The 22,571-nt window shown below is 69.7% G+C and carries 18 protein-coding genes; 10 read left to right on the top strand and 8 right to left on the bottom strand.

Features of this window, described 5'->3' with window-relative positions:
* Positions 1–428: 428 nt before the first annotated feature.
* Positions 429–1,265 carry an alpha/beta hydrolase gene (locus tag HJD23_RS12460; RefSeq protein ID WP_171118148.1) on the top strand — a complete coding sequence of 279 codons (837 nt, stop codon included), beginning with the start codon at positions 429–431 and terminating at the stop codon, positions 1,263–1,265.
* Between the two features lie 80 nt (positions 1,266–1,345).
* Here the strand turns inward: HJD23_RS12460 and HJD23_RS12455 are convergent, their stop codons facing one another.
* Positions 1,346–2,563 (bottom strand): ATP-binding cassette domain-containing protein, encoded by a 1,218-nt coding sequence (locus HJD23_RS12455; RefSeq protein ID WP_171118147.1) that lies wholly within the window; start codon positions 2,561–2,563, stop codon positions 1,346–1,348.
* 65 nt (positions 2,564–2,628) lie between these two features.
* On the opposite strand from HJD23_RS12455, the gene HJD23_RS12450 reads away from it, so the two are divergent.
* The 8 genes from HJD23_RS12450 to HJD23_RS12415 all read left to right on the top strand — a co-directional run bounded on the left by HJD23_RS12450 (position 2,629) and on the right by HJD23_RS12415 (position 13,989).
* A complete protein-coding gene (locus HJD23_RS12450; protein ID WP_171118145.1) occupies positions 2,629–3,714 on the top strand; it encodes an LLM class flavin-dependent oxidoreductase in 1,086 nt (361 codons plus the stop codon).
* A complete protein-coding gene (locus tag HJD23_RS12445) occupies positions 3,711–4,328 on the top strand; it encodes an FMN reductase (protein ID WP_171118143.1) in 618 nt (205 codons plus the stop codon). Before HJD23_RS12450 ends, HJD23_RS12445 begins: the two co-directional genes overlap by 4 nt.
* A gap of 183 nt (positions 4,329–4,511) precedes the next feature.
* Positions 4,512–7,352, top strand: a complete 2,841-nt coding sequence (locus tag HJD23_RS12440; protein ID WP_171118141.1) for a LuxR family transcriptional regulator — start codon at positions 4,512–4,514, stop codon at positions 7,350–7,352.
* 82 nt (positions 7,353–7,434) lie between these two features.
* Positions 7,435–8,511: a helix-turn-helix domain-containing protein gene (locus HJD23_RS12435; protein ID WP_240980693.1), complete on the top strand. Its 1,077-nt coding sequence runs from the start codon at positions 7,435–7,437 to the stop codon at positions 8,509–8,511.
* A 60-nt stretch (positions 8,512–8,571) separates the two neighbouring features.
* Complete coding sequence (locus HJD23_RS12430; protein WP_171118139.1) at positions 8,572–9,015, top strand: SsgA family sporulation/cell division regulator; 444 nt, start codon at positions 8,572–8,574, stop codon at positions 9,013–9,015.
* A 43-nt stretch (positions 9,016–9,058) separates the two neighbouring features.
* The gene (locus HJD23_RS12425; RefSeq protein WP_240980692.1) at positions 9,059–11,878 is read left to right on the top strand and encodes a LuxR family transcriptional regulator; all 2,820 of its coding nucleotides are present in this window, start codon (positions 9,059–9,061) and stop codon (positions 11,876–11,878) included.
* Positions 11,879–11,989: 111 nt separating this feature from the next.
* Positions 11,990–12,985, top strand: coding sequence for an alpha/beta hydrolase (locus HJD23_RS12420; protein ID WP_171118137.1), 996 nt, complete (start codon positions 11,990–11,992; stop codon positions 12,983–12,985).
* A gap of 155 nt (positions 12,986–13,140) precedes the next feature.
* Positions 13,141–13,989 carry an AraC family transcriptional regulator gene (locus HJD23_RS12415; RefSeq protein ID WP_171118135.1) on the top strand — a complete coding sequence of 283 codons (849 nt, stop codon included), beginning with the start codon at positions 13,141–13,143 and terminating at the stop codon, positions 13,987–13,989.
* Positions 13,990–14,085: 96 nt separating this feature from the next.
* Here the strand turns inward: HJD23_RS12415 and HJD23_RS12410 are convergent, their stop codons facing one another.
* From HJD23_RS12410 to HJD23_RS12380, 7 genes are all read right to left on the bottom strand, one after another.
* On the bottom strand, positions 14,086–14,424 hold the full coding sequence (locus HJD23_RS12410; protein WP_171118133.1) for a GNAT family N-acetyltransferase: 339 nt from the start codon (positions 14,422–14,424) through the stop codon (positions 14,086–14,088).
* 30 nt (positions 14,425–14,454) lie between these two features.
* Positions 14,455–15,444, bottom strand: a complete 990-nt coding sequence (locus HJD23_RS12405) for a pirin family protein (RefSeq protein ID WP_240980691.1) — start codon at positions 15,442–15,444, stop codon at positions 14,455–14,457.
* Complete coding sequence (locus HJD23_RS12400; RefSeq protein WP_171118129.1) at positions 15,441–17,108, bottom strand: MFS transporter; 1,668 nt, start codon at positions 17,106–17,108, stop codon at positions 15,441–15,443. The genes HJD23_RS12405 and HJD23_RS12400 overlap by 4 nt, the downstream gene beginning before the upstream one ends.
* 139 nt (positions 17,109–17,247) lie before the next feature.
* Positions 17,248–17,985 (bottom strand): YoaK family protein, encoded by a 738-nt coding sequence (locus tag HJD23_RS12395; RefSeq protein WP_171118127.1) that lies wholly within the window; start codon positions 17,983–17,985, stop codon positions 17,248–17,250.
* On the bottom strand, positions 17,966–18,493 hold the full coding sequence (locus HJD23_RS12390) for a DoxX family protein (protein ID WP_171118125.1): 528 nt from the start codon (positions 18,491–18,493) through the stop codon (positions 17,966–17,968). The genes HJD23_RS12395 and HJD23_RS12390 overlap by 20 nt, the downstream gene beginning before the upstream one ends.
* A gap of 43 nt (positions 18,494–18,536) precedes the next feature.
* A complete protein-coding gene (locus tag HJD23_RS12385; protein WP_171118124.1) occupies positions 18,537–19,199 on the bottom strand; it encodes a hydrolase in 663 nt (220 codons plus the stop codon).
* Positions 19,200–19,324: 125 nt separating this feature from the next.
* Positions 19,325–21,217, bottom strand: a complete 1,893-nt coding sequence (locus HJD23_RS12380; RefSeq protein WP_171118122.1) for an amidohydrolase — start codon at positions 21,215–21,217, stop codon at positions 19,325–19,327.
* A 373-nt stretch (positions 21,218–21,590) separates the two neighbouring features.
* Here HJD23_RS12380 and HJD23_RS12375 point away from each other — a divergent pair, with 373 nt between their 5' ends.
* Positions 21,591–22,562: an alpha/beta hydrolase gene (locus tag HJD23_RS12375; RefSeq protein ID WP_171118120.1), complete on the top strand. Its 972-nt coding sequence runs from the start codon at positions 21,591–21,593 to the stop codon at positions 22,560–22,562.
* The last annotated feature ends 9 nt before the right edge of the window (positions 22,563–22,571 follow it).

The following is a 22,571-nucleotide window of genomic DNA, read 5'->3' as shown; positions in this document are numbered from 1 at the left end:
TACCGCTACTGTCAACAGGCTGCTGGTGGGCGTACTGAACAGCGCCCGCCGCCGTCATTCCCAACCCCTCATGCTGCGCCACTCAGTGGGCGTTTAGGGATGTTCAGTAGGGATGCGTCACCTTTGATGTCGGCGGCTTTCGTGGCGCTTCGTCCTGCAGGAGCACATCCGCGCGCTCCAAGGTGCTGATCGGACCGCCCGTTCAGTTCGCATATGCCGCACGAATTCCGTCTGGTTTAGCGATGGAGTGGAAGCTCCTATTGACAGGGAGCTTCCAGACATTTCAGGCCGTGCGCGTTGGTGATAAATGATCCCTGCGTCTGCGGGCAAGGAGTGGTGCGCTGTGCGACAACTGGCGGCGCGGCGTCCGTCCTAGCGTGACCGAGTCCCTATCCACCCGCATTCATCCCCGAACGAGGAAGCAACGCATGCCGTTCATCACTGTGGGCCAAGAGAATTCCACTACCATCGACCTCTACTACGAGGACCACGGCACCGGGCAGCCGGTCGTACTGATCCACGGCTTCCCGCTCGACGGCCATTCCTGGGAGCGCCAGAGTGCCGTGCTGCTCGACGCCGGCTACCGAGTGATCACCTACGACCGCCGCGGTTTCGGGCAGTCCAGCCAGCCGACGACCGGTTACGACTACGACACGTTCGCGGCCGACCTCAACACCGTGATGGAGACCCTCGACCTGCGGGACGCCGTCCTCGTCGGATTCTCGATGGGCACGGGAGAGGTCGCCCGGTACGTGTCCACGTACGGCTCCGCCCGGGTTGCCAAGGTCGCCTTCCTGGCCTCGCTGGAGCCCTGCCTGCTCAAGAGCGACGACAACCCGGACGGGGTTGCCCCGAAGGAGTTCTTCGACGGCGTCGTGGCGGCGGTCAAGGCGGACCGTTACGCGTACTACACGGCCTTCTACAAGGACTTCTACAACCTCGACGAGAACCTCGGCACCAGGATCAGCGAGGAAGCGGTCCGCAACAGCTGGAACGTCGCCGCGGGCGGTGGGTTCTACGCGGCGGCCGCCGCGCCGTCGACCTGGTACACCGACTTCCGGGCCGACATTCCGGCCATCGACGTGCCGGCCCTGATCCTGCACGGCACGGGCGACCGCATCCTGCCCGTCGAGGGGACTGCGAGGCCGTTCCACAAGGCCCTCCCGTCCGCCGACTACGTGGAGATCGAGGGCGCTCCGCACGGCCTGCTCTGGACCCACGCGGAGGAGGTCAACGCGGTACTCCTCACCTTCCTGCGGAAGTGATCCCACGGGAGCCGGGCCGTCTGTCGAAGGCGGCCCGGCTCCCGCATGTCTGAGGCTGCTGTCCCCGCCGGTGAGTCCTGCTAGACCACCCACTGCGGACGGAGCGGCCGTTCGGCGGCCTGTCCGAGCCGGACGACCGCTGTTGGCGTCCGCTTGAGCACGGCAAGGTCCTGCTCCTGCAGGGCGATCACGAGTGCGGTGTCGGGCAGGGCCTCGGGCAGTGCGGCCAGGAGCGCCTCCGCGGTGGGGCGGTCCAGCCCGGCCACCGGCTCGTCGAGCAGCAGGATCGGTGGACGCCTCAATACGGCGCGTGCCGTGGCAAGGCGCCTTCGCTGCCCCTGGGACAGCAGACGCCCGCCGGGGCCCACCGGTGTGTCGAGCGGCAAGGCCGACAAGCCGATCACTTCCAGTGCGCCCCGTAGCGCGGTGGTGTCGGCCCACGGCGCCGCCTGACGCAGATTGGCCGCGACCGTGTCGTCGGCCAGCCAGTCGTCGGCCTCGACGAGGGTGACCGTCTCGGCGACGGCCGAGGCAGGTAGTGCGTGCACGGGGGTTCCGTCCAGTAGCACCGTTCCAGCAGGGGCTGGTACGCGCCCGGCCAGTTGGCCCAGCAGTGTCGACTTCCCGCTGCCGTTGGGGCCGGTGACCAGGGCCAGTCCGGGGCCTCGCAAGCTCATCGTGAGTTCAGCGGGCGAACCGATGAGCGGGAGGCCCGCCGCGTCGATGGAGTGGACGGCCGCAGGTCGTCGGCCCGCCGGGTGCGCCTCGGCGGAGAGAGGGGCGAGGCGCCCGGCTGCGTCCCCGGCCAGAGCCACGTGTTGCATCAGCCGGGGGAGTCTCTCCAGGAGCTCCCACCCGGCCGCGACGAGCAGCACCTCGCCGACCGCGATGGCGATCGGCTGGGCCGGGGCGGCGCGCAGAGCGATGACCAAGACCGCCGCTTGCCCCAGTGCGGCAAGAAGACGCAGCGCCAGACGGCCGTGCCGCTCGGCTCGGGCCGCGGCCCACTCGGCGGACTCGACGTCGGCCATGGCGCTCGTCGCCGTCCGCTGAGCCTGTGGCAGGGCGTCCAGGCATCGCAGTTCGTTGAAGGCGGCCCGGCTGCCGAGCAGCGCGGTGCGGAGTGTGGCCCTGGCCTCTGCGGCGTGGGCCAGCTGGGCGCGTGCACGGCGGTGGGCCTGCCGGGCGCAGGCATTGCGCTTGACTGAGGCTGCACAGTTGCGGTTGCACAGGCAGCGGCCCATCGCGCGGGCCGGGACAGGGCACTCACGGGCAAGCTCCCCTGCACGCACAGGCATGACGGCCGTCCGGCCGCTGCCTACATTTTCGGCACCCACAACGTTGCCGGAATGAAGAGGCCCCCATGCAGTTCGGAATTTTCTCGGTGGGGGACGTGACCCCCGACCCGACCAACGGCCGTACCCCCTCGGAGCGTGAGCGCATCAAGGCGATGGTTGCCATCGCGCTGAAGGCGGAAGAGGTCGGACTCGACGTCTTCGCGACCGGCGAGCACCACAACCCGCCGTTCGTACCGTCGTCTCCGACGACGATGCTCGGCTACATCGCCGCCCGTACCGAGAAGTTGATCCTGTCCACCGCCACGACGCTGATCACCACCAACGACCCGGTGAAGATCGCCGAGGACTACGCGATGCTCCAGCACTTGGCCGACGGCCGGGTCGACCTGATGATGGGCCGCGGCAACACCGGCCCGGTGTATCCGTGGTTCGGCCAGGACATCCGGCAGGGCATCAACCTGGCCAAGGAGAACTACGCCCTGTTGCGCCGGCTGTGGCGCGAGGACGTCGTGAACTGGGAGGGGAAGTTCCGTACGCCGTTGCAGGGCTTCACGTCCACGCCGCGCCCGCTGGACGGTGTACCGCCGTTCGTCTGGCATGGCTCGATCCGCTCGCCGGAGATCGCCGAGCAGGCGGCCTTCTACGGCGACGGCTTCTTTCACAACAACATCTTCTGGCCCGCGCACCACACGAGGCAGATGGTCCAGCTGTACCGGCGCCGGTACGCCTTCCACGGTCATGGCCGGCCCGAGGAGGCGATCGTCGGTCTCGGCGGGCAGGTCTTCATGCGGAAGAAGTCGCAGGACGCCGTACGGGAGTTCCGCCCCTACTTCGACAACGCGCCCGTCTACGGGCACGGGCCCTCGCTGGAGGAGTTCACCGAGCAGACTCCGCTGACGGTGGGCTCTCCGCAGCAGGTCATCGAGCGGACGCTGTCCTTCCGTGAGACCGTCGGTGACTACCAGCGGCAGCTGTTCCTGATGGACCACGCGGGTCTGCCCCTGAAGACCGTCCTGGAACAGATCGATATCCTCGGCGAAGAGGTGGTTCCCGTGCTGCGGAAGGAGTTCGCGATCGGCCGCCCGGCCGATGTGCCGGACGCTCCCACGCACGAGTCGCTGCGAGCCGTTCGCGAGGTGTCCGCCGCATGAAGCTCGTCGCTGTGTCCGCGGGGCTGAGCACCCCGTCCTCCACTCGCCTGCTCGCCGACCGTCTCGCCGAGTCGGCCCGCGGCGAGCTCGCTGCTCGCGGCCAGGACGTGGAGGCCGGGGTCATCGAGCTGCGGGAGCTGGCCGTCGCCGTCGCCAACAACCTCGTGACCGGATTCCCTCCGCTGCCGCTGGCCGCCGCGATCGACGCGGTGACGGGCGCCCACGGCCTGATCGTCGTGACCCCCGTGTTCACCGCCTCCTACAGCGGGCTGTTCAAGTCCTTCTTCGACCTGATCGACCCGGACGCTCTCACCGGTAAGCCGGTCCTCGTCGCGGCGACGGGAGGCACGGCCCGCCACTCCCTGGTCCTGGAACACGCCCTGCGGCCGCTCTTCGCCTACCTGCGCGCCACCGTCGTACCCACCGCTGTGTACGCGGCGTCCGAGGACTGGGGATCCGACGGCGACGAGTACACGGCGGGGCTGCCCGCGCGCATACGGCGGGCGGGCGGGGAGCTGGCCGCCCTGCTGGCCGCGCGACCGGCCGAGGAGGCGACGCCCGAGGACGACATCACCGCGCTTGAGCGGCAGCTCTCCGACCTGCGGTTCGACTGAAGCCGACCCCGGCGGGCCGCACCACTCCGAGGGCCGCCTCCGGCTCTGAGGAGGCGAGCACCTGGGTGAGGGAGGACATACTCACCCGCTCCGACGCGCATATGGCATGCTTCCTGCAGATTCACCCCGTCGCACGCCTGCCACAGATGCATTCCGTGCGGCCATGGCTTGTGAGGATGGCGCGTGGACCGGTTCAGCAAGCGGCCCCTTGTCGGCGGAACGGGTGCCGCGCAGGCACCGGTGCGAGGCCGGGACGAGGAACTGGCATTCCTCGACGCACGACTCGACGCCCTCGCCCGTGGCCACGGCGGGGTCGTGTGCGTCGAGGGTGCTCCGGGCAGCGGCAAGAGCCGGCTCCTGGCGGAGGGACACTCCGCAGCGGTGCGGCACGGCTTCCGCACGTTCCTGGGCGGCGCGGATCCCGACGAACACTTCGTGCCGCTCGGCCCGCTGCTGGACGGGCTGCAGTCCGGCGTCGAACCCCTGCTCGACGCCGACAAGCTGCGGGAGCTCTCCACGGCCCCTGACCAGCGGTTCTGGCTGCTTCAGGAACTGCAGGACCGGCTGGAGCAGATGGCCCTGGACCGGCCGCTGCTCATCGTCCTCGACGACCTTCAGTGGTGCGACGACCTGACACTTCTCGCTGTCCGCGCCCTCTCGGCCAGGCTGTCGTCGCACGCGATCCTTTGGCTGGTGGCCGTTCGCAGCGGGACCGCGACCCCGTTGGTGCGGGGGGCACTGGACCGACTGCGCCAGGCCGGCGGGTACGAGTTGCGCCTCGGGCCGCTCACGGACGAGGCGGTGGCGGAGATCGCCGAGGACGTCCTGGGCGCGGCGCCCGACTCCGAGGTCCTGAAGGTCGCCCGTCGCGCCGAGGGCCTGCCGCTGCTGCTGGTCGAGATGCTCGGCGGGCTGCGGGACGAGGACTTCGTCACGGTCGCGGGCGATGTGGCCCGGCTGTCGGGCCGAGCCATCCCGGCCCGACTGCTGTCCACCGTCGGGCGCCGACTCGATCTGCTGTCCGAACCGGCCCGCGACATTGTGCAGACCGCGTCCGCCGTGGGCCGCTCGGTCACCGTAGACCTGCTGGCCGAGCTGCTCGGGAGACCGGCAGCCGCACTGCTCACCGCGGTGCGGGAGTCCCTCGACTCCGAGATCCTGGTCGAACGGGACGGCCGTCTGTACTTCCGCCACGACCTGATCCGCGAGGCGGTCGAAGCCGGCCTGCCGATCTCCGTACGCCGGGCCCTGCGCCGCCATGCCGCCGACGTGCTGCTGGCACAAGGCGCGCCCGCGGTCGAGACCGCCACGCTTCTGGCCGACAGCGCGGAGGTCGGTGACCGCCTGGCCATCGAGCGGCTGCGCACCGCTGCGGCGGAACTCTCGGCCACCGCGTCCACACCGGCGGCCGAACTCAGCTGTCGGGCCCTGGAGCTCATCCCCGAGGACGCGCCGGAACGGCCCGCGATCGTCGCAGAAACAATCCTTCTGCTCTGGCAGAGCGGGCAGGCCGCGCGTGCCAAAGAGCTGGGCGCCTCGACCCTGCCCGGCATCCTCCGACCTGAGGACGAGGCACAGGTACGCATGGGGCTGGCGCGCCTGTCCAGCCAGTTCGACTTCACTGAAGCGGTGCGGCACGCCCGCACCGGGGCGGCGCTCCCCGGTATCCCGGCCACGCTGCGGGCCCAGCTGCTGGGGCTGCTGTGTCTCAACCTGTCGATGGTGGGTGACATCGAGGCGACCGCCCAGGCCGTGACCGAGGCACTCGAGACCGCCGGCCAGGCAGGGGACCGGGCCGCCGAGGCCACCGCGCTGGCCGTCGACTCGGTCGTGCTGTTCTACCGAATGGACTGGAAGGCGGCGTTCCGGCTGGCGGACCGGGCCGCCGCACTGGCGGCCGACCTCGGCATCGCCCACTCGCTGTGGGTGCCGGAAGCACTGTGGCAGGCGTTCCTGCTGAACGCCGCAGGCCGGGCCGGTGACGCGCTCGCGGAGTCCGAGGCCGGCGTCCGGGACACCCGGCGTCAGGGCCAGGCCGCCGCGATGCTCCTGTGGCTCATGAACCGCTCGCGCGTGCTCCTGGACGCCGGGCGGCTGGCGGACGCCCGGGCCGAGGCGGAAGCCGCGTCGGCGATGGTCGACGAGCTGGGCATGGGCAATTTCGCCGACGCCACGCTCCTGTACACGCTGGTGCGTGTCGCCGTCCACACCAACGATCAGGAGGCCGCACGCATGTACGCGGCCCAGGCGGAGCGGATGCTCAGCGACGAGGCGCCGCTCGTCCGCAATGTCGGCTCCTGGATGACGGCACTGGTGGCGGACTTCGAGGGCCGGCCCGACCAGGCCATGCAGGTACTCGACGAAGCGGCCGTGGCGCTCCCCGAGGAGAGACCCTCTCTCGCCAGCCCCGACGATCCCGCTGACGCTCCTGTCTTCGTCCGCATGGCACTGCGGGCCGGTGCCCACGAAAAGGCCGAAGTGGCCGTCTGTGTGGCGGAGCGACGCGCGAAGCTCAACCCCGACTTCACGGTTCTGGCAGCATCGGCCGCTCACGCTCGCGGTCTGCTCGACAACGACCTCGCTCACTTGCTGCGTGCCGTCCGCCTGTACGACGCCTGTCCCCGGCTCCTGCCCCGCGCGTCGGCGCTGGAGGACGCCGGGCGCAAGCTGGCCGCCACCCGTGCGTCCGAGGCCGTGCCCTACCTCGACACCGCCCTGGCCCTCTACACGGAAGCGGGCGCCGAGCGCGACGTCGCGCGTGTCCGCAGCCGCCTGCGGGCCGCGGGCGTCCGGCGGCGAACCACGTCCACAGGAACCGTGAAGGGGTGGCCCGAGCTGACGGTCTCGGAAGTCGGTGTGGTGCGGCTCGTCGCACAGGGACTGACCAACCGGCAGGTCGCCGAGCGTCTCTCCCTCTCACCGCACACGGTGAGCTCGCACCTGCGTCGCGCCTTCACCAAGCTCGACATCACCTCGCGCGTGGAGCTGGCCCAACTGGTCGCCGCCCGCGACAGCGGAGAGTAACCGCTTCATATCACACAGGGCCCGCCTCGCATCGCACGATCCGTGTGATGTCCGGACACCGGTTTGTCGTGATGCTGGAGTGGTGGCTCAGAAACTTGAAGGACTGGGGGAGGTGCCGGGCACCCCGGCACCCGACGAGGGAAGCTTCGTCGGCGACGTGCTCACCACGGCTACGGTGCCCGCCCACCAACGACGCGCCTACTGGCGTGAGGCCCTGTCCCGGACCTTCGGCGCCGTGGACATGTCGGTCCCCCGAGAGGTGAACTCGGGATCGATCCGCACGGCGCCGCTCGGCCGGCTCCAGGTCACCACGGTCGACGGTGATCCGCTGGAGGACCGGCGCATCCCGCGGCTCATCGTCCAGGGCGACGAGGAGCAGTACGTCGTAGTGACGCTGTTGAGCAAGGGCGACGCCCGGCTCGAGCAGGACACCCGCGATGTCGCCCTGCGGCAAGGGGAAGTCTTCATCTACGACATGGCGCGCCCGGTCCGGCTGATCTTCGGTGATTGCTTCCAGACCAAGTCCCTCGTGGTACCCCGGCAGATCCTGGGCCTGAGCGAGTCGGACCTGCGGCACCTCACGGCGTCTCCCGTCCGCTCCGGCACGACGCTGGGAGGGCTGCTGTCCACCTGCCTGGCGCGGCTCGCGGACGAGGCCGGGACGTACCCTGCCCACACCGGCGAGTCGATCGCCCGCAATGTCGTGGACATCCTGACCGTCCTGGCCGACGAGCGGCTCGGCAGGATCTCCACCGGGACCCCGAGCGGCGACGCGGCGCTACTGCTGCGGATCCGGGCGTTCATCGGGCGCCACCTCGAAGATCCGGATCTCACTCCGAAGAGCATCGCCCACGCCCACCACATTTCCGTGCGCTACCTGCACAAACTGTTCGAGCGCGAGGACACCACGGTCAGCCGGTGGATCCAGAGCCGCCGACTGGAGGCGTGCCTACGGGATCTGGGCCGCCGGGAGAATACGGGTCTCACCGTCGCTGCGGTGGCACACCGGTGGGGCTTTACCAGTGCCGCCCATTTCAGCCGAGTATTCCGGGCCGCTTATGGGATGTCCCCCAGCGAATGGCGGGACGCCCATCGACCGGAATCTGCTCTTCCTTCTCAGGTAACACCCCGTACGTTCCCGGAGAAGGTATTCGTATGAGCCGATTTAGGTTCTCTGCAGAGGAATCGCCTCTGAGGAAGCCCATGATCGGGGTACGAAATGAGCAAGCCGTTTTCCGATGCCGCCGACGAGATATCGGTCACCCACGACGTGGTGGTGCACGTCGCCGTCGCGGGTCAGCCTCCTGCATCACTGCCCGCGGAGCTGCGCTATGACAGGACCGATCCCTACGCGGTGTGCCTTTCCCTCGGAGCGACGTCGACGGGCACGGTCGACTGGGTGTTCGCCCGCAGCCTGCTGTCGGAGGGCCTGCACAAACCGGTGGGCGTCGGAGACGTCCTCGTCATACCCCGGCACCGCTGCCACCGGTACTCGGTGCGCGTGGTCGTCAGGTCCACCGCGGGAGCCGCGCTGCTGGACATCTCGGCCCCGGCGGTCACCGCGTTCCTGCGGCAGACCGACCTGCTCGTGCCACCGGGCACGGAGGGGCTTCACGTGGACTTGGACCGCGTCATAGCCGAGCTCATGGCGGGAAGCGAATGATCGCCCTCCGGGCAGGCCCGGACGAAACGAAGAAGGAGCCGTCGTGGCCGAACTGACCGTGGTCGAGCCGGGAGTCAGGCGCGGCACCACGCACTCCCCGGTATCCGGTATACGGCTGGTGGGCCGGCAGGCCGAGGTCGCCCAGGTCCTGAGCATCGTCGAAGGGGGGCGGACCGAACCACGGACGCTGCTCCTGCTCGGCGACCCCGGCACGGGCAAGTCGAGGCTGCTGGCGGACGCCGTGGACCACGCACGGGACAGGGGGACGCTCGTCCTGGCGTCTCAGGGCATCGAGGCCGAGTCGCCTCAGTCCTTCGCGTCCCTGCACCAGCTGCTCCTCCCCGTTCTGTCCGATGCCGCCGCGCTGCCCGACCATCTGCGGGGGGCACTCGAGACGGCGTTCGGTATCGCTCTCGAGGAGGGACCGCCCGACTCCATGCTGCTGCGCACGGCCGTCCTGGCGCTGTTGAGCGATGTCTCGAAGCGGCAGCGCGTCCTGCTGGCCCTCGACGACGTCCAGTACTTCGACCGGGATTCTCTCGACGTGTGCGGTTTCGTGATGCGCCGCATCACGGCCCAGGACGTGTCAGTGCTGCTGACCGCACGTGGCCACACGGCCCCCGCCGGGGTGCCGGCAGACCTGCCCACTGTGCTGTTGGGGCCGTTGACCGAACCGGCCGCGGCCGAACTTCTGGACGCCCAGCCGCACGCACCCACAGGCTGGACGCGGATCGAGCTGCTGCGGCAGGCCGGTGGAAACCCACTGGCCATCATCGAGCTGTGCCGCGCGGCCGGAACGGGCGGCGTGGGCGTGCTGCCCGGCAGCGGACTGCCGCGGACGGAGCGCATCCAGGAGCTGTACGCCGCCCGGCTTCGCGGTCTGCCGGAGATGACTCAGCGGTTGATCCTGTATGCCGCGGCGTCGCAGGGCGAAGACCTCGCCACCATCATGGCTGCCGTCGGCGCAGGGTCCGAGCTGTCGGCGTGGGCCCCGGCCGAGGAGATCGGCCTCGTCTCCGTCATGGACGGGCAGGTGCTCTTCCGGCATCCGCTGGTCCGCGCGGGCTCCTATCACGCGGCACCGGCACACATCCGGCAACAGGTTCACCGGGATCTGGCGGCCGCCCTCACGACCGACCCGGCCCGCCGCGCCTGGCACCTGGCCGCAGCATGCGTCGGCCACGACGAGTCCGTGGCGGCGGCTCTGGAGGACACCGCCGAACTCGCCGCGCGGCGCGGCGGTTTCTACGCGGCGGGCCAGGCGTTGCAACGTTCCGCCGAGTGCAGCCCCGCGATCGCCGACCGGGCCCGCCGGTACACGAAGGCACTGAGAGCCGCCCAGAGGGTCGGCGATCCCTTGTGGGTATGCGAATTGTTCGTCAAGGTCACCGCGCTGACCGAGGACCGGGAACTGCTGGGCGTGGCGGCCTGCGGCGTTGGCATGGGCATGTCCCTGTTCGGTCATCAGCGGCACGCGTTCCGGATACTGATGAGTGCGCTGGAGCCGAATCCACCCAGGAACGGCATGACGGTGGTCGCTCTGGCCAGCGTCCTCGCGGCAGTCGGCTACCAGTCCGGCCTGCCCGAAGTCAGGATCCCGGTCGCGGCTGTGCTGGACGGTGTGGATAGCGGGAACTCCGAAGCCCCCTACGCCGAGCTGGCGACGAGCGACAGCTGTGACGCGGTGCAGGCCGCCTCCCTGGCCGGAGCCGACCCCACCCGGGCCCCCGAGTTGCTGCGACGAATCCTTCGAGAGCCGGGGGCTTCCGAGGAGTCGGCCGACGTCGCGGCGACGACCCGTCTCCTGGGCCTGGGTGCGGTTGCCTGGTACGCCGACGAATCCGACCTGTGCATCGACGCCCACCGGCAGGGGTACGCCAAGCTCAGTGCGTGCGGTGCCCTGGGCTCGGCCGCAGCCTCGCTCGCGGCGGTGGCGGCGTCGCTGATCGACACCGGCCGATGGGCGGAGGCCGACGAGCATTTGGACAAGTCCGCGGCGTTGGCGGCTGTTCACCAGTGGCGGCATCTGCAGATCGACGTCGAGGCGTTGCGGGCAACCCTGCGGGCCCTGCGTGGTGCGACCGACGACATGCCGGCGGACCCGGCCTGGACGGCGGTCGGCCTGGAGGAGAACCGCGCCACCCACGCCCGCCTCCTGCGGGCCGCGGGTACCGCTGCCGCGGTGGCTGGCGACTTCGACGGCGCGTTCCGGCATTTCCGTCAGCTGTTCGGTGAGGACGGCACGCCTCTGCACTATTTCCTGTCACCCCGGTCGATCGCAGATCTCGCCGTGGCCGCCCAGCGGACGGGCCGGGAGAAGGAGGCAGCGCGCATCGTCGAGGCGGTGCGCGCCGCCATGGGGCCGCAGCCGACGATGCGGATGACCCTGCTGCTGCACCATGCCGCCGCGCTGACCGGCGAACCCAAGGACGCCGAGCACCACTTCCGGCTCGCCACGGTGAACCCGGCGGCCGATCAGTGGCCGTTGGCGCGTGCGCAGGCAAGGCTGCACTACGCGCAGTGGCTGCGCAGGCGACGGCGCCCTCTGGACGCCCGCCCGCTCCTGGCCACGGCGCTGGAGTCGTTCACTCGGCTCGGTGCGGCGGGCCTGGCAGAGGAGGCACGGGTGGAGCTGCGGGCCAGCGGCGTGGCCACCGAGCCCGCCAAGGCCGACCCACTGGCGGAGCTGACCGCCCAGCAGCGGGAGATCGTCCGGCTGGCGGCGCGGGGGCTGCGCAATCGGGAAATCGCCGAGCAGCTGATGCTGTCCCCACGCACGGTCAGTTCCCACCTTTACAACGTGTATCCGAAGCTGGGCGTCAGCAGCCGCAACCAGCTCCGCGGTCTTTTCGAGGATCTATGAGGCCGCAACGGTGAGCAGTACGGTAGAGGCACTCCTGCGGTTCGGCCTCACATGCCATGGCCTTCGGCATGAGGCCCAACAGCGAGCAACAGTGACGTTGCAGGGAGATGTGTGAACTTCGATCCCCCCACGGATGCCGGCGGACGCGACCGTCCTGCCGTCGTCCTCGATCCCGTCGTTCAGCGGCTCGTCGACGCCTGTGCCGCACCGCCGTACCTGCACCAGCTCGGTCCCGTCGACGGTCGGCAGGCACTGCTGGAGATGCAGGGCCACATGCCGGACGACTTCGCCGTGGGCGCCGAGTTCAGGGTGGCGCCGGTGGGTCCCTCCGGGCTCGTCGGCTTCTGGCTTTTCCGGCCGACGCGGCCGACCGGTCCCCTTCCCGTGGTCGTGTACCTGCACGGCGGCCGATGGATGCTCGGCGACGGCCGGACGCATGCGCGAATGATCAGCGAGTTGGCAGCCATCAGCGGCGCCGCCTTCGTGGTGCCCGAATACACCCGTACTCCGGAGGCCCGCTACCCGGTCCCGCTGGAGGAGTCGTACGCGGTACTGGCATGGGTGGTCGAGCAGGCGGCCGAACTGGCCCTGGACGACCGGCGGATGGCGGTGGCCGGCGACTGCGCCGGCGCGACCATGGCCACGGCCCTCACCATGATGGCCAAGCAGCGTGGCGGCCCCCGCATCCGCGCGCAGCTGCTCTACTACCCGATGACCGACCCGGACAGCGACACCGAGTCGGGAGAACAGTTCGAGTACGGTTACCTCCTGACGCGCGCGGCTGTCCAGTGGTACTGGCAGCAATACGTCGACGACGAGCGCGAGCTCGCGGAGCCGACGGCCGCGCCACTGCGGGCCACCCTCGAGGATCTCGCAGGACTGCCCCCTGCTCTGGTCGTGTCGGCGGAGGCGGATGTCGTACGGGATGAGGGCGAACAGTACGCTCGCTCGCTGCGGCTGGCGGGCGTGCCAGTGACCTCCGTTCGCTATCTGGGGACGGTGCACGACTTCGTCTCCCTGCACCCTTTGCGGAACAGCCCTCCCACGAGGGCCGCGATCGGCCAGGGCGGCCGCTTCCTCGGGGACGCCCTGGCCGACCGGCGCTGACGGCCGGCTCCGCCTCCGGCGGTGGTGACACGCCTGTCCGCGGGCCGTCAGAAATCGACCGTCAACTTACTGATGCCTGCGGAACAGGCTGTTGCCAGGCTGAAGAACGTGAGGCCGCCTACGGCGGCACGTCCTTCAGCCAAGGGAAGAGCAGCATGTCCACCGCCGAACCCGTGTCATCAGGAGGCATCCAGATCGTTTCCGCTGTGCCCGACGAGGAGGATGAGGAATTCCTCTACCTGGGAATGATCGACCGTCGCTCGGTCGCGATCACCCGGGAAGGGGACGAGGTTTTCCTGGATCCGAGTGACCTCCTTTTCTGCGATCCAAGTCGGCGGAATTCCCTGCGGTTCCGCGACGACTGCCAGATGACGGTCTTCCGTATACCCCGCTGCTATCTGGGAGTTTCGGAATCGGATCTGGACCGCGTCGTGGGGGTGACCGTGCGAGGCTGCCGGGGCTTGGGTGCGATGGTGTCGGACCTTCTCTCCGCGCTCGCCGCCGAGGCGGAGTTCCAGACGTCCATGATCGGTGACCGGCTCGCCCGCAGTGCCATGGATCTCGTCACTGTCCTTGTCATGGAACTCCTTGAGACGGAGACCGCAGCCGAGGCGTCGAGTGTGTCGAAGGCCGGCGACGAGATGCTGTCCCGGATCCGGGCCTATATCGAAGAGCACCTGATGGAGCCGGACCTGTCACCGGAATCGATCGCAAGCGCGCACCACATCTCGGTCCGCTACCTGCACAAGCTCTTCCAGAACGACGGCACCACGGTGAGCCAGTGGGTGCGGCGGAGGAGACTTGACGCCTGCAGGCGCGAGCTGAGCCGGACGCCGAACCGACGGATCACTGTGGCCGCTGTGGCGCACCGCTGGGGTTTCAGCAGCCCAGCGCATTTCAGCCGCACCTTCCGCGACGCGTACGGCATGTCCCCCAGCGAATGGCAGGCGCTGGCAGCGTCGCGCGTCGGCTCTCCGGTCACCGATGCACGGGTTACCGGCTGATTGCGCTGCACGACGGAGGGCCCGGCAGCCGACGCTGCCGGGCCCTTTCCCATCGGGCTCGGGACACCCGTAGGCGGGTGAGTACCAACCCGGCCGTCAGCCCAGCTCCGTGTCCAGCCACTCCAGGACCGCAGAGGTCACCGGATCGGTGATGTCGTTGAACTCCTTATGGCGGATGAGGTACTTGGCCACATACGGGCAGACCGGCACGATGCGCTTGCCCGACCTGCGCACGTCGGTGAGTGCCTCATGGACGAGCTGCGCTGCGAGCCCCTGGCCGGTGAAGGCGCCGTCGACTTCGGTGTGGTGAAAGATTCGTTGCTCACCACGATCGCGGTACGCGGTCAGGCCGACGCGCTTGCCGTCGACCCGGATTTCGTAACGGTGCCGGGTGTCCACCCGCTCGACGGTCGGGGCGCCGGGGGGCTGGCTCATGGGGATCGGGATCCTTTCGGTCGGTGCGGGTCAGCGGCGCGGGGGGTTTCCTCGCGGTGCGATGACGGCGTTCGGCAGGGCCGGCGCGGGAAGGCGGTCGCCGTCGTATCCATTGACCGCGCCGAAGCGGTCGGAGGCGTTCTGCCAGTCGTCGCGAGCCCGGACGATCTCTTGGTGGCTGCGGCCGATGAAGTTCCACCACATGACGATCTGTTCGCCGAAGGGCGTTCCCCCGAGCAGGACGGTCCGTGCCGTGTTGTCCGACTCGTTCGTCAGCGTCAATGTGTGATTCCCGGTGTCGGAGTAGCCCAACTCCGCAGGACGCAGAAGGGCGTTGGCCACGCGGACAGGTCCGCGGTCGACGAGGAGGCCGTGCTCGAAGGCGGGATCGACGGCGAGCGTGACAGTCGCCCGGGGGTCCAGGAGGATTTCGGCGCCGAGCAGGGGCGTGAACGTCGGTACGGGGGAGGCAGCGCCGGCGAGGGAGCCCAGGAACACCCTGATTTCGGCTCCCGTGATCCGTACGAGGTCGGGCACGTAGTGCTGGAAGTCGCGTTCCGCGTACCTGTGCTGGTCGGGCAGCGCCACCCACAGCTGCACGCCGTGCAGGATCGTGGTCCGCGCCGTCGAGACCTCCGAGTGGCTGATGCCGTACCCGCCCGTCATGAGGTTCAACTCGCCCGGTCGTACCAACGCGTGGCTGCCGAGACTGTCGCGGTGCTCGATCTCTCCGCTGAACAGCCAGCTCACCGTCTGCAGTCCGGTGTGCGGATGAGGGGCGACGTCCATGCCGCCCGTGTCGGCGACGTCGTCGGGGCCGTAGTGATCGACGAAGCACCAGGCTCCGATCAACGTCCGGGCACGCTGCGGCAGTGTGCGCCGCACCTTCATCGCCCGTGGGCCGCCGAGAGGGACGTCCCTTGGGGCGAGTACGTCGACGCGTGGAGCTCTCGCGTTACGGTCGCTATCGGCCGGCGTCGTGCCGTGCGACTCGGTTGGTTCTGTCTCGACGTTGCTCACTGTGCACCGTCTCCCTTCCACGATGGATGTGTTGTCGCCGGCGCGACGGGTCCCGAGGACGTGTCGAAGGCATGGGTCACCTCCGGCCGGGTGCCGGGGACCAGGAGACGGCGTGCCCGCTCCTCGTAGCGGCGGTCGGTGCGGGTGAGCCGGTCGCTGTGCTGGGCGAGATGCTCGGACCAGGAGGCGACGAGGTAGTTCTCGATGAAGTGCCCGGGATCCTGTCCGTCCTGGTACAGACCCCAGGTGAGGGCTCCGGTGCGCCGCCGGGAACGGGCGACGTGGTCCATGCAGTTGCTGAAGGCTGTTTCGTTTCCCGGGGCGACGCGGTAGGAGACGGTGATCAGCACCGGGCCGACGGTCGGGCCCGGCTCGAACACCAGGGGCGGGACCGGCCAGTGCTCGGAGGGGGAGGGGTCGATGCCCTCCGCCCCATGCATCGGCCAGCGACGCACGCTGATGGCGCTGAGCAGCAGCAACGCGCTGCCTGTCAGGAGAGGGACGGCGAGCCCCAGCCGGTCGGCGAGGGCACCCCACAGCGGCGCCACCAGCGCCTGGCCGCCCTGGAAGACAAGAAGATATACGGCGAGGCCCCGGGCCCTGACCCAGCCCGGGAGCTGCGTCTGCATGGCCGCGTTGAGGGTGGACAGGACGCCGATCCACGCCAGTCCGGCGAACAGCAGTGACACTGTCACCAGCCACGGAATCCGTACGGTGGCCAGGACCACGAGGACACCTGCGAAGATCAGAGCGCCGCTGCTCAGAGTGCCGTTGGCGCCGAGCGCCCTGTTGCTGCGAGGCAGTACGAAGGCGCCCGCCACCGCTCCCACCCCGACCGCGCCGAGCAGCAGTCCGTAGCCGCCGGAGCCCAGGTGCAGGGAGCGGCTCGCGACCAGCGGCAGCAGCGCCCACAGAGCGGCGCCGCCGGGGATGAACAAGGCCATCCGCAGGAGGACCCGGCGGACGGCAGGTGCGTACCAGACAAAGCGGCGGCCTGCGTCAAGGGCGCTCAGGAGCTTCTCGCCTCCGGCGTCGGCGCCGACGGTCCGGGGGCGCCGCCAGAGCATCAGCACGACGGCGATGCCGAGGTAGGAAGCGGCGTTGAAGGCGAACACCCACCCCGCACCCGCCGTCGCCACGACCACTCCGCCGACGGCCGGCCCGACGGCGCGGGCAAGATTCATGTTCACGCCGCCGAGCGCGGCGGCCTGTCCCAGTTGGCGTCGTTCCACCAGCTCGGGCTGGATCGCTTGCCAGGCCGGGCCCATTAACGCGGTGCCGCATCCCAGCAGGAACGTGAGGACCAGCAGCAGCATGGGAGTGAGCGCGTCCGCGAACGCCAGCGCGGTCAGCGCGCCGGAGATCGCGAGCATGGCCAGCTGCGCGGTCAGGAGCACCACGCGACGGTCGTAGCGGTCTGCGACCACGCCCGAGGGCAGGGCCAGGAGCACGACGGGCAGGCTGGAGGCCGTCTGTACCAGCGTCACCAGTGCCGCGTCGTGCCCGATCAGCAGCCACTGGGCGCCCACCATCTGCATCCAGCTGCCGATGTTGGAGACCAACTGGGCGATCCACAGGGCCCGGAAGAGGCGTGCCGCGAGCGGCGCCCATGCCGAATCCGGCTTCGGCGGCTGTGTCGGTGTGGCGGGTGGTGCGGGGCTCATGCTGGTCCAAGCGGGGGGTGCGGGCGGGTTGACTCCGGCGAACCGATTGAAACTAGGACCGGCCCACCGGTCGTGGTTGACCGTCAGCGCACGGGGTGTGTTCCCTCGGCGCACTGCCACCGGTGGGCCGGTGTGTCGTTCAGGGCCGTGGCCGGATCCAGGCGGCATCGGCGGTCGAGAGACGATGGGTGGTCACGGTGGTGACCGCGAGCAATACCAGCGTCATGACCAGAACGAGGACAAGATGGCCGTGCAGTAGGAGCAGGGCTCCGACGATGGCGCCGAGGAACATCGCGAGCACGGAGAGGATCCGCCGGCCGGGGCGCGGCGCCTCGCCGCCGGCCGGAGTGGAGTCCGCTGCCAGGCCCGTCAGGGTCAGGGTCAGGACGGTCGTGGTGAGATCCGGGACGCCCAGGCGCCGGGCGACCGCGTTCTGCAGACCCATGGCGAGCCCCAGGAACACGATCAGCGTGTACTGGACGCCGGGGGTGACCCGGCCGTCCGACACAGCGGCGGCCACCACCGTGACCGAGACCAGGACGGTCTGCACAGCCGTGGCCGAGCTCAGCAGGTGGCCTCGGTGCGTGGCGAACCGTGTGCCGAGCTTGCCCCCTGCGAGCGCGCCGATGAGGAAGGAGCCCATCGCGACGACGGACGCGAGCGCGGACAGGCTGTCGTCGCCTGCCAGGGCGAACCCCAGGAAGACCACGTTTCCGGTCATGTTGGCGACGAAGACGTGCCCGAGCGCCAGGTAGCTCACGGCGTCGACCAGACCGGTGACCACCGTCAGGACCAGCATCAGGGGAGGCAGCGGGCCGTGCCGTTCCTCGCCGCGCGGTGCCAGGGTGCGGAACGCGTCACTCAGCAGCCTGCGCATGCCGCGCCCTCTCCGGTGCGGCGGTAGCCGGCCGGTGCAGCACCACGCGCGTGAGCAAGCCGCTCGCCGGACCCGTCACGATCGCGGCGACGGAGACCCACACCGGCCAGGAGGTGACGGCCAGCGCGTGATCCACGGACCACCGTCCGGGCCCGGTCAGGGCCAGCACGGCGGATACGACGACCAGGACGAGGGGGTATTCGTAGCCGTCGTTCTGGACCCACAGCCCTTTGGGCCACTTCACGGTGCCCGCAACGGTCATCACACCCATCGCGGCCATCGCGGCCAAGGGCGTGAGCAGCCCCGCCGCCAGGAACAGGCCGGAACCGATCTGACTGGCTCCCGCGACGAGCGCGGTCAGCCGACCGCCGCGGAATCCGTCACGGCGGAACTCCTCGGTCCCGCCCGCGAATCCGTTGCCTCCGAGCCGGAAGCTCACCTTCTGCACCCCGTGCGCGGCGATGAGCAGCCCCACCACCAGCCGGAGGATCAACAGTCCAGCGTCCATCGTGTTCCTGCCTGTTCCTGGCGTTCTTGTTCCGGCGCGGGGATCAGCCGGCGGCGTGGGCGCCAAGGATGGCCTGCGCGTAGACCATCCCGAGGCCGTAGGTGCCGCCGTGCTCCTTGACCACGTCGCCCACGGCGGCGTACGTCTCGGTGCGAGCCCAGTCGCGCTGGAGCTCCAGCAGCACCTGCACCCAGGTCACCGGGACGGCCCCGCCCTGCACCATGCGCTGGATCGCGTGCTCGTGGGCCTGCGGGCTGACACCACCGGACGCGTCGGTGACCACGTAGACCTCGTAGCCCTGGGCGATGGCGGACAGCACCGGCAGGACGACGCAGACCTCGGTCCACAGGCCGGCGATGACCAGCTTCTTGCGGCCGGTGGCCTTGACGGCCTCGACGAAGTTCACGTCCTCCCAGGCGTTCATCGTGCTGCGGTCGATGATCTTCTGGTCGGGGAAGACGTCCGCGAGCTGCGGCATGAGCGGGCCGGAGAAGGACTCGGCGGCCACGGTGCTCAGCACGACGGGCACATCGAACACCTTCGCGGACTTCGCCAGGCCCACGGTGGAGTTGATGATGGCGGTGCGGTCGCCGCTGCCGGTGCCGAAGAACATCTGCGGCTGGTGGTCCACGAAGAGAACCGCGCAGTTGTCCGGAGTGAGCAGGTCGGGGCTGGGAGCCGCGGTGACCTCGGCGATGTTGACCATGATTGAGCCTTTCTCGGCAAGAGGTGGCGCGGACTGCTGTCCGTGCCGTGGGAAAACCGTCCTGTTGGACGGAGCTCGTGGGTGTCCCGGAAGGGGCGGCTCAGGGCCAGGCCCCTTCCGGGAGCTCAGAGGTCGAAGCAGGGATCGAAGGGCGTGCTCGCGGAGTCCACGGCGAGGCCGCGCGCGATGCGCCACTGGCGGTGCTGCTCCGACTCGGCGACGGCCTGGCCGAGCAACTCCGCTTGGCGGGCGCCGGGAAGGGGTGCCCGGTGGGACGCCTGGTAGCCGCCGAAGTGCGCCACCGGGCTCCAGGCCGGGCTGACGGGGGGCAGTTCCTCGTCGAGCCCTTCGTATTCGGCAGCGGCGTAGACGATCCGGCCGCCGGTCACCGTCAGCAGCGACTCGATGTGGGCGATGTCCGGCTCGGGCACGGTGAAGTAGTCCTCGGAGAGGACCGCCAGGTCCGCGTAACACCCTGGCTGCAGCACGCCCTTGACCTTCTCCTCGCCGGTCAGTGCGGCGCCGGCGCGCGTGAACATCGCCAGTGCCGTCTGCCGGTCGACGCGGTTCGCCGGCGGGCGCAGCGCCAGATCGCCGACGGTGCGGCCGCTGACGAGCCAGTGCAGGGCGACCCAGGGGTTGTAGGTGGAGACGCGGGTGGCGTCAGTGCCGGCGCCCACGGTCAGGCCGCGGTCCAGCATGGCCCGGATCGGCGGGGCGTCCGCGGCCGCTCCGGGGCCGTAGCGCCGTACGAACGCCTCGCCCTGGAACGACAGACGGTTCTGCACGGACATCGCGCCGCCGAGGGCGGCGATGCGGTCGAGGCTTTCGGTGGAGACGGTCTCCGCGTGGTCGAACAGCCACCGGTTCCCGGCGGGGAAGAGCCCCTCCGCGGCGAGCTTCTCGAACACCGCGAGGTCACGGCGGATGGTCTCGTCGTAGGTGGCGTGCAGCCGGAATCCCCACCCGCTCTCCATGAGGAGACGTACGGCTTTCTCGAATTCCGCCTCGTAGTCGGCCGTGAGTTCCGGACGCGGCTGGGTGAAGTTCTCGAAGTCGGCGGCCGACCAGGTAAGGTTCTCACCCGCGCCGTTCAGCCGCAGCCACGCGTCCCCGTCCTCGGGGCGGACCATTTCGATCCAGCGGGCCAGGTCGTCGATCTCCTGGCCGGGCGTCTGGGGGAAGAGGTGATAGGCGATGCGCAACGACAGCTGGCCGGCCTTCGCCAGTTCGATGACCGTGGCGTAGTTGTCGGGGAAATTCTGGAATCCGCCGGCGGCGTCTATCGCCGACGTCAGTCCGAATCTGTTCAACTCGCGCAGAAAATGCCGGGTGGAGGTCTTCTTCTCCTCCTCGCTCTGCAGCACCGGCGCCTTGGCCAGGGTCGAGTAGAGGATGAGGGCGCTGGGAGCGGCCAGCAGCATGCCGGTCGGTTCACCGTCCCGGCCGCGCACGATCTGGCCGCCCTTGGGGTCGGGCGTGTCCTTGGTGAACCCGGCGGCCTTGAGCGCCGCGCGGTTGAGCACGGCCGACTGGTACAGGTGCAGGACGAACACCGGGGTGTCCGGCGCGGCGGCGTTCAGTTCGGCGACGGTCGGCAGCCGGCGTTCGGCGAACTGCTCGGCCGACCAGCCCCCGACCACCCGCACCCACTGGCCCTTCGGGGTGCGGGCGGCCTGCTCACGCAGCATCGCCAGGCCCTGACGCAGGCTGCGCACTCCGTCCCAGCGCAGCTCCAGTACGTAGTTCAGGCCCCCGCGGATCACGTGCAGGTGTGAGTCGTTGAGGCCCGGTATCACCCGTCGCCCGAGCGCGTCGACCACCTTCGTGCCGGTGCCGATGTGGGGAGCCACGTCCTTGTCGTCACCGACGACCGTGATGACGCCGTCGCGGATGGCGACCGCCTCCGCCTGCGGGCGGGCCGGGTCCCCGGTGTGGATCTTGGCGTTGCGGACGACGACGTCCGCGGCTTCGTCGATGGCGCGCGGAACCAGCCCGCCGACGGGCATCGTTGACATCTCTTGAACCCCTCTGGGAAAACGACTTCAATCCAAGTCATGGCCGGCAACGGCGGACTTCGGTGACGCAGTCCTACTCGAATACCCGTCTGCTGGAATCGAACCGAGCCCTGTGTGGAAGGGCGGGGGACCGCTGTTGCTTCGCCAACACGATAGACACGACAAACACATCTCCATGTCCTGCCAGTGCACAGCGGTTTGCCTCACCGCGCACTGTCGCGCCCTTCTCCGAATGTCATGGCGGAGGCGTGAAGGAAGCCCTGCACTGTAAGGACAGAAGCAGTGCGCTCAAGGACAATTGCCGCACGTCCGAAGGCTTTAACGTGCCATTGCCGGAAGAGTCGGCGTCCCTATGAAGACCCAGGAGATTCCCATGCCCGATGCCATCGAGCCGGTACAGCCGGTGCTGGAACCTGCGGCAGCCTCCTTCGCGGAGGCGACCGCCAACCCGCCCTACCTGTTCGACCTGCCCCCGGCGGAAGGGCGCAAGGCCGTCGACGAGGCGCAGTCCGGCGACATCGAAAAGCCCGCGGTCGACGAGGAGTGGATCACCGTCTCGGGCGGGCCCACGGGCAGCGTCCGCGTACGCATCGTCAAGCCCGCCGGCGCCGAGGGCACCCTCCCCGTGATCATCTACATCCACGGGGCGGGCTGGGTCTTCGGCAACGCCCACACTCACGACCGTCTGGTGCGGGAACTCGCCGTCGGCGCGGGCGCCGCCGTGGTCTTCCCCGAGTACGACCTGTCACCCGAGGCCCGCTACCCGGTCGCCATCGAGCAGAACTTTACGGTCGCGCAGTGGGTCGTCCAGCAGGGCGCGACCAAGGGCCTGGACCCCGCCCGCATCGCCGTCGCCGGTGACTCGGTCGGCGGCAACATGACCGCCGCGCTGACGCTGATGGCCAAGGAGCGCGGCGGGATCCCGCTGGTGCAGCAGGTGCTGTTCTACCCGGTCACCGACGCGAGCTTCGACACCGGCTCCTACCACCAGTTCGCCACCGGCTACTTCCTGCGCCGCGACGGCATGCAGTGGTTCTGGAACCAGTACACGACCGACGAGGCCGAGCGCACCCAGATCACCGCCTCCCCGCTGCGCGCCACCACCGAGCAACTCACCGGACTGCCCCCGGCCCTGGTCATCACCGCCGAGGCCGACGTGCTGCGCGACGAAGGCGAGGCGTACGCCGGCAAGCTCCGCGAGGCCGGGGTCCCCGTCACCGCGATCCGCTTCCAGGGCATCATCCACGACTTCGTGATGCTCAACGCCCTGCGTGAGACCAACGCCGCCGAGGCCGCCATCACGCTGGCCGCCGACACCCTGCGCTCCGCCCTGCACGCCGCCTGAGCGACAAGG

Source organism: Streptomyces sp. Z423-1 (assembly GCF_013009255.1).
GTDB classification, from domain to species: Bacteria; Actinomycetota; Actinomycetes; order Streptomycetales; family Streptomycetaceae; genus Streptomyces; species Streptomyces gossypiisoli.
Note: the sequence above shows the minus strand (reverse complement) of the source record. Positions and strands in the feature narration are given on the sequence as shown.

Bases quoted from the DNA above. Each gene is read 5' to 3' on its own strand.
- HJD23_RS12455 (WP_171118147.1), bottom strand. From the start codon at position 2,563: ATGCCTGTGCGTGCAGGGGAGCTTGCCCGTGAGTGCCCTGTCCCGGCC.
- HJD23_RS12385 (WP_171118124.1), bottom strand. From the start codon at position 19,199: ATGGTCAACATCGCCGAGGTCACCGCGGCTCCCAGCCCCGACCTGCTC.
- HJD23_RS12410 (WP_171118133.1), bottom strand. From the start codon at position 14,424: ATGAGCCAGCCCCCCGGCGCCCCGACCGTCGAGCGGGTGGACACCCGG.
- HJD23_RS12395 (WP_171118127.1), bottom strand. From the start codon at position 17,985: ATGCGCAGGCTGCTGAGTGACGCGTTCCGCACCCTGGCACCGCGCGGC.
- HJD23_RS12450 (WP_171118145.1), top strand. From the start codon at position 2,629: ATGCAGTTCGGAATTTTCTCGGTGGGGGACGTGACCCCCGACCCGACC.
- HJD23_RS12390 (WP_171118125.1), bottom strand. From the start codon at position 18,493: ATGGACGCTGGACTGTTGATCCTCCGGCTGGTGGTGGGGCTGCTCATC.
- HJD23_RS12460 (WP_171118148.1), top strand. From the start codon at position 429: ATGCCGTTCATCACTGTGGGCCAAGAGAATTCCACTACCATCGACCTC.
- HJD23_RS12445 (WP_171118143.1), top strand. From the start codon at position 3,711: ATGAAGCTCGTCGCTGTGTCCGCGGGGCTGAGCACCCCGTCCTCCACT.
- HJD23_RS12380 (WP_171118122.1), bottom strand. From the start codon at position 21,217: ATGTCAACGATGCCCGTCGGCGGGCTGGTTCCGCGCGCCATCGACGAA.
- HJD23_RS12400 (WP_171118129.1), bottom strand. From the start codon at position 17,108: ATGAGCCCCGCACCACCCGCCACACCGACACAGCCGCCGAAGCCGGAT.
- HJD23_RS12430 (WP_171118139.1), top strand. From the start codon at position 8,572: ATGAGCAAGCCGTTTTCCGATGCCGCCGACGAGATATCGGTCACCCAC.
- HJD23_RS12415 (WP_171118135.1), top strand. From the start codon at position 13,141: ATGTCCACCGCCGAACCCGTGTCATCAGGAGGCATCCAGATCGTTTCC.
- HJD23_RS12375 (WP_171118120.1), top strand. From the start codon at position 21,591: ATGCCCGATGCCATCGAGCCGGTACAGCCGGTGCTGGAACCTGCGGCA.